General features: G+C 57.4%; 7 protein-coding genes and 1 pseudogene. 1 reads left to right on the top strand and 7 read right to left on the bottom strand.

The features are described from left to right. The 6 genes from KJ653_00345 to KJ653_00320 form a co-directional block, all read right to left on the bottom strand. Positions 1-2577, bottom strand: a 2577-nt coding sequence (locus KJ653_00345; GenBank protein ID MBU0684290.1) for a tetratricopeptide repeat protein, incomplete at its 3' end; no start/stop codon positions are given. After that, positions 2577-4457 carry a tetratricopeptide repeat protein gene (locus tag KJ653_00340; GenBank protein MBU0684289.1) on the bottom strand — a complete coding sequence of 627 codons (1881 nt, stop codon included), beginning with the start codon at positions 4455-4457 and terminating at the stop codon, positions 2577-2579. The genes KJ653_00345 and KJ653_00340, both read right to left, overlap by 1 nt. A gap of 60 nt (positions 4458-4517) precedes the next feature. Continuing rightward, entirely contained in the window at positions 4518-6077 is a 1560-nt protein-coding gene (locus KJ653_00335) for a tRNA uridine(34) 5-carboxymethylaminomethyl modification radical SAM/GNAT enzyme Elp3 (protein ID MBU0684288.1), read from the bottom strand. A gap of 55 nt (positions 6078-6132) precedes the next feature. After that, positions 6133-6432, bottom strand: a complete 300-nt coding sequence (locus KJ653_00330) for a hypothetical protein (protein MBU0684287.1) — start codon at positions 6430-6432, stop codon at positions 6133-6135. An 11-nt stretch (positions 6433-6443) separates the two neighbouring features. After that, positions 6444-6728, bottom strand: coding sequence for a hypothetical protein (locus KJ653_00325; protein ID MBU0684286.1), 285 nt, complete (start codon positions 6726-6728; stop codon positions 6444-6446). Further along, entirely contained in the window at positions 6712-7191 is a 480-nt protein-coding gene (locus KJ653_00320; GenBank protein MBU0684285.1) for a transcriptional regulator, read from the bottom strand. The genes KJ653_00325 and KJ653_00320 overlap by 17 nt, the downstream gene beginning before the upstream one ends. Positions 7192-7313: 122 nt before the next feature. Between KJ653_00320 and KJ653_00315 the strand changes: the two genes are divergently transcribed. Continuing rightward, complete coding sequence (locus KJ653_00315; protein ID MBU0684284.1) at positions 7314-7670, top strand: hypothetical protein; 357 nt, start codon at positions 7314-7316, stop codon at positions 7668-7670. A 159-nt stretch (positions 7671-7829) separates the two neighbouring features. On the opposite strand, the pseudogene KJ653_00310 reads toward KJ653_00315, so the two are convergent. Further along, positions 7830-8065 (bottom strand): annotated as a pseudogene (locus KJ653_00310) (ATP-binding cassette domain-containing protein).

Raw genomic sequence — 8065 nt, 5'->3', positions numbered from 1 at the left:
CTTGGGTTTTTTCCCTTTGACCTTCAGTATCCTCAGAATGAGGTCTGCCCGTGTGCCGCGCGGGCTTAGACCGAGGGACTCGCAAATGGCTTCGAGCTCCTGCTTGCGCATCTCGCGCAGAGAGCTCTCGGAAACCGCTTCGAGGGAGGTCTCCGCCTTCTCCTTGTCCCCTATGATCTCCTCCCCGGGAGGAGACTGCGCTGATGATGCTGGATGCTGGACTCCCTTCTGAAGGTCCGTCCTTACGATAACCCTTCTGGCGTTGTCGCTTGCATCCTTGAACTGCGGGGACATCCTAAGAGCCTCCTTAAATGAAACCAAGGCGTCTTCGTGCCTACCCAGCCGTTCAAGAACTATCCCCTTGCAGTTGTATGCCTCCGGGGTCTCCGCGATCTTCAGAGACTGGTCGAAGGCCTGGACCGCGTCGTTCAGCATGTCGATGGCCAGCTGGCTGAAGCCCTTGTTGGACAGGGCAACCGTGGTAGGGAGCATGACGGAGGACTCCTCGAAGCACGCGATGGCCTCGCGAACGCGCTCAAGTCTGTACAGCACGCACCCCCTGTTGTTCCACGCAGCGTGGTTGTTCCTTTGCAGTCTGATTGATCTGTCCAGTTCATTGCTGGCCTTCTCCAGCTCGCCCTTCCTCAATAGCAGGATCCCGCTATTATTGAACGCCCCGGCGGGGTCTAAGGGCATTGCCTTCGTCTTCTCGAACGCCTCTGAGGCTCCCGCAAAGTCCCCTGTTTCGAGCTTGAGGAGGCCTTTGTAGTTCTGAAGCGCGCCCAGGTCCTCCATTGCGAGCGCGACCTCGATGTCTTCCAGCGCTTGCTTGTGATCCCTCTTATTGAAGGCGACCAATGACGCCGCCGCTCTGGTCTGCCAACCGAAGGTCGATTTCCTCAGTGCTTCGCTGACCTTGGCAGCGCGCTCCGGATCCCCCGTCTCAAGAGCGATCGTGTCCAGGTTGAAGAGAGCGGGCATGAACGCGGCATCAGTGGCAAGGGCGTGTTCGTAGGTCTTGGCAGCCGCCTCCCCCTTCCCAAGATGGTAGAGAACGTTTCCCGCCGCGGTCATCAGGTGTGCGTTCTCACCCTCCAGCCGCAGCGACTTCCCAAGGAAATCGAAGGCCTCATCAAGCCTCCCGAAGAGCAGCAGCAGCTCTGCCCTGTCTCCGTAAAGCTCCTCCGCCAGCTCCTCGACCTTCTCCTCGCGCACCCTTGCCAAGGCGTCTTCCGAGAGCCTAGCCTTCTCAGCGGCGACCTCTGGCTCGGTCGACTTGGCAGCATCCGACGTGAAGATGTCCTGCACGATCCTGGTCACTTCTGGGAATTTCTCAGCGACCTTCCTCGATATGTCGTCGAGCGCCCTCTTGGCGTCCGCGTAATCGGGGTCGAGGCGTAGCGCGGCCTCGAAGCTGGCCTTGGCCTGGCTGATATTGCTGGTCTTCTTCGACGCCAGCCCTCTCATGTACCAGCCCTTCGGGAGCTCAGGTCGGATGTGGGTCATCTCTGTTAGGGCTTCGTACGCCTCTCCGTACCTGCCCATCTCATAGAGCAGGCTGCCCTTGTTCATCCAGGCCTCGACGTAGTCGTGCTTGAGCTCGATCGCGCGGTTGTACGACGCGAGGGCGTCGTTGAGCTGGCCGAGGCTGTGCAGGGTCGCCCCCTTGTTGTTGTGAACCTTCTCCAGCCTGTAGTTGATCTTCAGGACCTTGTCGTATGTTTCCAGGGCCTCCTGATACTTCCCGAGCCTGTGGAGAGTGGACCCCTTGTTTATCAATGCCTTCTGCATGATAGGGTTGTACTGGAGCGCCCGGTCATAGCATATGATCTCCTCAGAGTACCTGGCGAGCGAGAAGAGGCACGAACCCAGAGAGAACCAGGTCTCATCGCTCTCGGGGAATAGCTCGAGAGCGTGCTTGTAGCACTCGAGGGCCTGTTCATGATATCCCATCTCATCCAGGACGTTCCCTTTCAAGCGCCACGGGACATCGTAGTCTTCCCGCAACATGATTGCACGGTCGAAGTGGTCCAGCGCCTTCATGAAGTCCCGGCTGGCTATGGACTCATACCCGAACCGCATGGCTTCCTCGAGCTGTCTGTCTGCTCCGGGAATGGTCGCGACCTTCGCCCTCTCCTTCCAGATTTCGGCGGCCCGAATCACTTCCTTGTCCAGGTCGAATCTTCGCAGAAGGGCTGCTAGCTTTGTGGCGTCAGCTAGACCGATATTGCTCTTCTCGGCCAGCGCTGCTGCGTCCCGCTCGATCGATGATGTCGTGAGAACTAACGCGTTCGGAGACTCCGTCTTTGACATGTAGGAAATGAGACTTGTGATGTCCGCAGTCGTAATGACCATGTCTCGCCGAGAGAAGAATACAATGTACTTCTTCCCGTCCGGCCTGTGGATGCATTCCACGATGACGAACGTACCCTTGGGTCTGCTATGCACCACCTTGAGCTCCAGATATCCTAGGATGGCCTCAACGAGCTTCGCGAACTCCGGATCGGAGACCTCTTTGATGGCCTTGAGAACTCGCTCATCTGAGCGCTCGCTCAGAATCTTGTCCAACTCCACCATCAGATCTCACTCCCCGAGACGACCTTCAGCCACTTAGCCGCCTCCTTGTTCTTCGAGTCGAGTCGCACGCTCTCCTCAAGACACTTCCTCGCGTCGTTGACAAGACCAATAGCGTTGAGCGAGATGCCCTTCCTCCCAAGCACGTATGAATCATCCTGGGCCAGTTCGAGGTACTTGTCATAGGCCTCGACTGCCCGTTTGTACTTCTCTTTCTCGAAGAGGATGTCCGCCTTGAGCTTCCACGCTTCTTTGTCAGCGGGCACCAGTGAGTTGTACTTGTCCAAGGATTGGATCGCCGCCCCCCACCTGTTCATGAGCCGCATCGCATTGCCCTTGCCGAGCCAGGCCCTTGCGTTGTCGGGGTTGATGTCCAGCACTCGCGAGAAGCTCTCGTCCGCCCCGCTGGCCTTGTTGTGGTTCAGAAGCATTTCGCCCATGGCGTTCCAGCCATCCAACAGTTTCTGGTTCAGTGTGACAGCCTTGCTGAGGTACTGGACAGCCGCACCCCATCTGCCCTCACGGTCGGCAACGATTCCTCGCCAGTACCATGCCAGAGCGTCCTCCCGATTCTTCTCGTAGAATGAGTGCACCTTCGCGGCGGCGGCTTTCAGATCCCCTTTGGCGACGAGGGCTTCGATGAGTATCAGGTTCGCCTCTCTCATGTCTGGCTTGTCTTTCAGGATGTTGCTGGCGCGCTGAATTGCGGTATCAAGATCCTTCGCGGTCAAAGCGTCCTTCGTCATGTCAATTGGATCCTTCTTTGGCGGTGCTTCGGATGGGACCTTGAGGACCTTGCGCCCAACGGATGGCGGAGGGGCTTCGATGGGCGCGGGCGCCTCCGCAGCGGCCTTCCTGAACTCGCCGATCAGCTCCCCGATCTTCCTTTCCAGGTCTGGTCGTCTAGAGAGAGCACGCTGGCTCTCTGCCATCGCAGCCTCTTGGAGCCTGCCTATGTCCCTAAGAATCTCGATGAGGGCATCATGTGCAGGAAGGAACTTGGAATCGAGAGATATCGCGCGGCTGAAGCATTCGAGCGCCTCCTTGGTCCTGTCAAGGTCTCTGAGGATCTTGCCTTTGAGGACCCACAGTTCGGGCCTCTCGCCCTGGTTTATGACCTCATCCACGCGCGACAGGGCTTCCATCTGATTCCCAAGCATCAGATGCGCCCTGGCAAGACCTTCACCGATCTTGTAGTCATTAGGAAAGCTCATGAGGGCATCTGCCAAGCTCTCCTCTGCTTCAGTCCATTCCTCGGCGTCCAGACATAGAAGACCGTGGATCCGTGCAGCAATCGAGTGAAGATCGTCTCCGGGTTCGACCTTTGAAAGGAACTCCTTGGCCCTGGACACCAAGTAAGTCCTTTTCTCACTCTGCCAGCGCTTCGAGGTCGTCCTCATGAGAACGCTCTGCGATGCGGCCCAGTAGACGATACCCACCTTGATATACAGGTCGCTCATCGCCTCAAGCGGATACATCTTCTCCGTCATGTTGATCTTCTGTACTATCATGGTGATGGTATCGGCAGCGTCCTCGGTCAACAACATCTCCGGAGAGTCCAGCTGAAGTGGGACGCCAAAGTGCGACAACAGGGTGTTGCACCTCTGGTAGAACCCCTGGAGATCCTCGCGCGGCATCAGCTGAACATTCAGGTCCTTGATGGCCTTCGGGAGGTCTCCCGATGACACGTAGACGATATCTGAGCTGGCGTACGGGCCCAGAAGCATTGCTGCAGAGCCCTTGGCTCTGAGTCTGGAGAACACGCTCTGGCCTATGAGGACAGGGTTCAGGAAGAACTTCGATTCCTGGAAGCACGAATCAGCGCACTTGTCGCATAGAAGCGCGTCGTCCTCTGACTGACATCCACATTTCAGACAGGGCACCGAAAGCCTCCCCAGTATTCTCCGATATGGCTAAGCTGATATAATGGTAACGATAGACACTCAATCCGTTCCGAGCGGCTTCGCCATGTAAGGCCCTTTGCGCTGATATCCGAGCCGCCTGTAGTAGTTCCTGGCACCCACGCCACTAGTGACCCAGAGCGAGCCTATGCCCTTCTCCGCAGTCCGCCGCTCGCACCCTGCCAGCAGCTTCTCACCATACCCCCTATGCTGCCACCGAGCGCCCGGTTTGTCGCTTATCGGGACCATCTGTCCGTAGACATGCAGCTCTCTGACGAAGCTGGCATCGACCTTCTTCCCGCTTGGAATCCTAAGCCTGGCGTAGCCAATGAGCGAATCGGTGGCAGGTATCTCGTAGGAGAAGAATAGCTCGGTGCCGCCTGAGGCTTTGTACTCGATCTCCTTGAACTCAACATCGGCGTCGTCCAGGGTCTTCTTCCGAGAAGGTGCGCGCCCGATCTCCCGGCATCGGATGCACCTGCATGGGGTTCCGGACTCCTTGAGCTCCTTCATGACCAGCTCCCGGAGATGGCTCTTCCTGACCCCTGCCTCGATCAGCTTAGCAGGGATATCTCGCTGAATCCTGAGGATCCTCATCCAGGGTGGGATGAACTTCTTCACTTCTGTCAACAGATCGACGGTATCGTCCAAGGACAAGGGCGAGTACTTGCCTGACAACCACTGGTCGTAAAGCTCGGTCCCTTTGACAACGAGGGTCGGATAGATCTTGAGCATGTCGGGCTTGAACCGGTCGTCCTCGACCATCTTCTTGAAGGATTCGAGGTCCTTCTTCTTGCTGCTTCCGGGCAGGCCGGGCATCATGTGATACGCCACCTTGAGACCAGCGTTCTTAGCCCTTTTGGTCGCCTCCGCCACCTCTTTGACATGGTGACCGCGCTTCACGCCGTCCAATATCTTGTCGTCCAGGATCTGGACGCCGAGCTCGACCTTGGTGGCTCCGAGCATCAGTGAGTGCTCTACCTGGTCGCTGCCGAGCCAATCCGGCCTGGTCTCGACGGTCAAGCCGACGCACCTGGCTTTCGCATTCTCGTTCAAGGAATGTGACGATTCGAGATCCTGTGACTCCTGGCCGTTCATCGCGTCGAAGCACCTCTTGACAAACCACTCCTGGTAGTCAGGAGGCCTCGATGTGAATGTGCCGCCCATGATGATCAGATCGACCTTATCCGTCCTATGACCGATTGCGTGAAGTTGCTCAAGCCTACTCTTGGTCTGCTTGTAGGGATCGTACTCGTAGATGGAGGCCCTCATTGCAGCTGGCTCGTGCCCAGTATAGGATTGCGGCGTGCTGTTGGGGACACCGCCTGGACAGTAGGAGCATCTACCGTGGGGACAATCGAACGGGCTGGTCATGACTGCAACTGGGGCGACGCCGCTCATGGTGCGCACTGGTTTGTTCTTGAGGAACGGTTCGACGACTTCCCTGTACTCATCAGGCACGCGCTCAAGGATCTCGTAGTTGGCAGGAACGCGCGCGACCTTATGTTTCTTGCACAGCTTCGCCTTGAGCCGAAGAAGATCGTCCCGAGAGTCGACCTCGCCCAGGACCAGCGCTTGAACGAGTTCGTCGAGGTGGTCCACGGCCGTCTCCTACTATTGAGTCCGGATATCTAATTATCGGATGCGCGCACGCAACTCATCCGTACATTATGGAATCATTCTGAGGCGGTGCCTCGCTTGGCGTGGACTTCTTCTTCCGCCTGCGGTCCTTCTTGTCCACCTCGAACATGATCTCAGGCACCAGGAGTCGGATATAGGTCTTGTCAGTCAGCGGTTCGAGCTCAATCACGCCCTTCACCATGAGCGCCTTCAATGCTCGTTCGAGAACGCCGGATGGGAGTGAGATTTCGTCCCTGAGCTCCTCCACTGTGATCGGGTACCAGTCCTTCAGAATGTTGATTATCCTGGCTTGGAGCGCATCCACCTGGACCTTCATCGCAACCGCGCTCAGCCGAAGTAGACCGCGTTGCTCTCGGATTCCTTCTCTTCCTTCTCCTTCTCGGCCTTGAGGACGTCGATGCAGATGATCATGTGGGAGAGGATCAGCCTCTGCCTGCCCTTCTCATCGCCGTGCGTCTTGTCGAGCTCGATCACGAGCGCGGTGTCATGTGCCACGGCGGCATATCCCTTGAATATCCCCACAGTCTCCATCGGTTTGTCCCTTACCTCGAGGCTCTTGATCTTGTAGAGAGAGCCAGGGGTCAGTATGACGACCTCATCTTTTCTTGGCATGCTTCTCACCTCTCTTTGACGCGAGCGCCTGCAGGTGGTCCACCGTCTTTCGGTAGTTCTCCATCGCGACCTGGACATGAGCCTCTGTGAAATTCCAGGCCTTGCTCAGGTTGCCGTACCGTATCCGGTAGCCTTTCCTAGAGTTGCCCTCAGAATCCTCGACCTTCATCTCCTCGAGCACGTCGAACCCCTTGAGTTTGTTTATGTGCCTGTAGATCGTGGCCTTGGTCGTGCCAAGGGCGGTCGCGAGGTCCTCCACTATCCATGCTCTGTCCATCCGCTCGAGGAAGTAGTTCACCATCAGTCTGTACGGCACACTGTCCCTGATGTCCGTGACATCCGTCTTGGGGTCGTATCCTTTCGGGAAGTAACCCACCTGGTTCAGGAAAAGGATGGCGACCTCGTCTATGTCATTGAGCGGCGTCAGGGGTGTGTTGCTCACGACATTTAGCTCGAAGCTCATGCGGGTATGAATCGGACCGAGATTAGTTAAGCGTTGTCCTCGAGCGGCGCGGATGGTCGAGCTCAAGAACGAAGACCATATGTCGAGGATACGGCATTCAGGAGTCTGAAGGAAGGACTTCAATGGGAGACCTCGAATCGCTCGTTAGAACGCATGCTCTCGAGATGGAGAACGAGTTCAGGCCGCAGATCAAGGGATTCAGAGGAATCTTCGTCCGTGCGATGATACCGAAGGTCATCGTTTACAGGACGGAGAGCGATGCCGTCACGATCCAGTTTGACAGACAAGGCAATGCCCAGGTCTCGAAGGAAGACCACCCGAAGCCGAAGATACTGGTGGAATCCACATATGAGATCATCGCAGAGAGCTTCAGGACGAGAGACCCGAAGAGACTGCCTCCAGGACCGTTGAGGATGACAATGAGATCCTGGTGGGGGAAGAGGACCTTCGACCCGCGAGAACAAACGGAGAGACGATGACTAGTCGGGGGACAGCTCCTTCGCCCTAGCCTTCTCGAACTCTTCGTCGAGTTCTGTGAGAACCTTCCCTCTGACAGCGATGAACTCCTTGCTGGTCCTATCTCTGGGCCTTGGCAGATTCACTTCGATCATCTCCCTGACTTTGCCTGGTCGAGCGGTCATCACCACGATCCTGTCGGCCCGGCGCACCGTCGACAGGCGGTGCGCGATCACGAGCGTCGTGCGGCCCTCGGCAGCATTGGCAATCGCGCGGCGCACAGCCGCCTCGCTCTCGGAATCGAGCGCGCTTGTCGCCTCGTCCAGCAACAGGACAGGCGCATTGCGCACCAGTGCTCGTGCCAGGGCCACGCGCTGGCGCTGGCCGCCGGAGAGGCTGCGCCCCTTCTGGCCAAGAT

It is taken from the genome of Candidatus Thermoplasmatota archaeon (genome assembly GCA_018814355.1).
Lineage (GTDB): Archaea > Thermoplasmatota > Thermoplasmata > UBA10834 > UBA10834 > COMBO-56-21.
The sequence above is the reverse complement of the archived record's forward strand: the minus strand, read 5'-3'. Positions and strand labels throughout refer to the sequence as shown.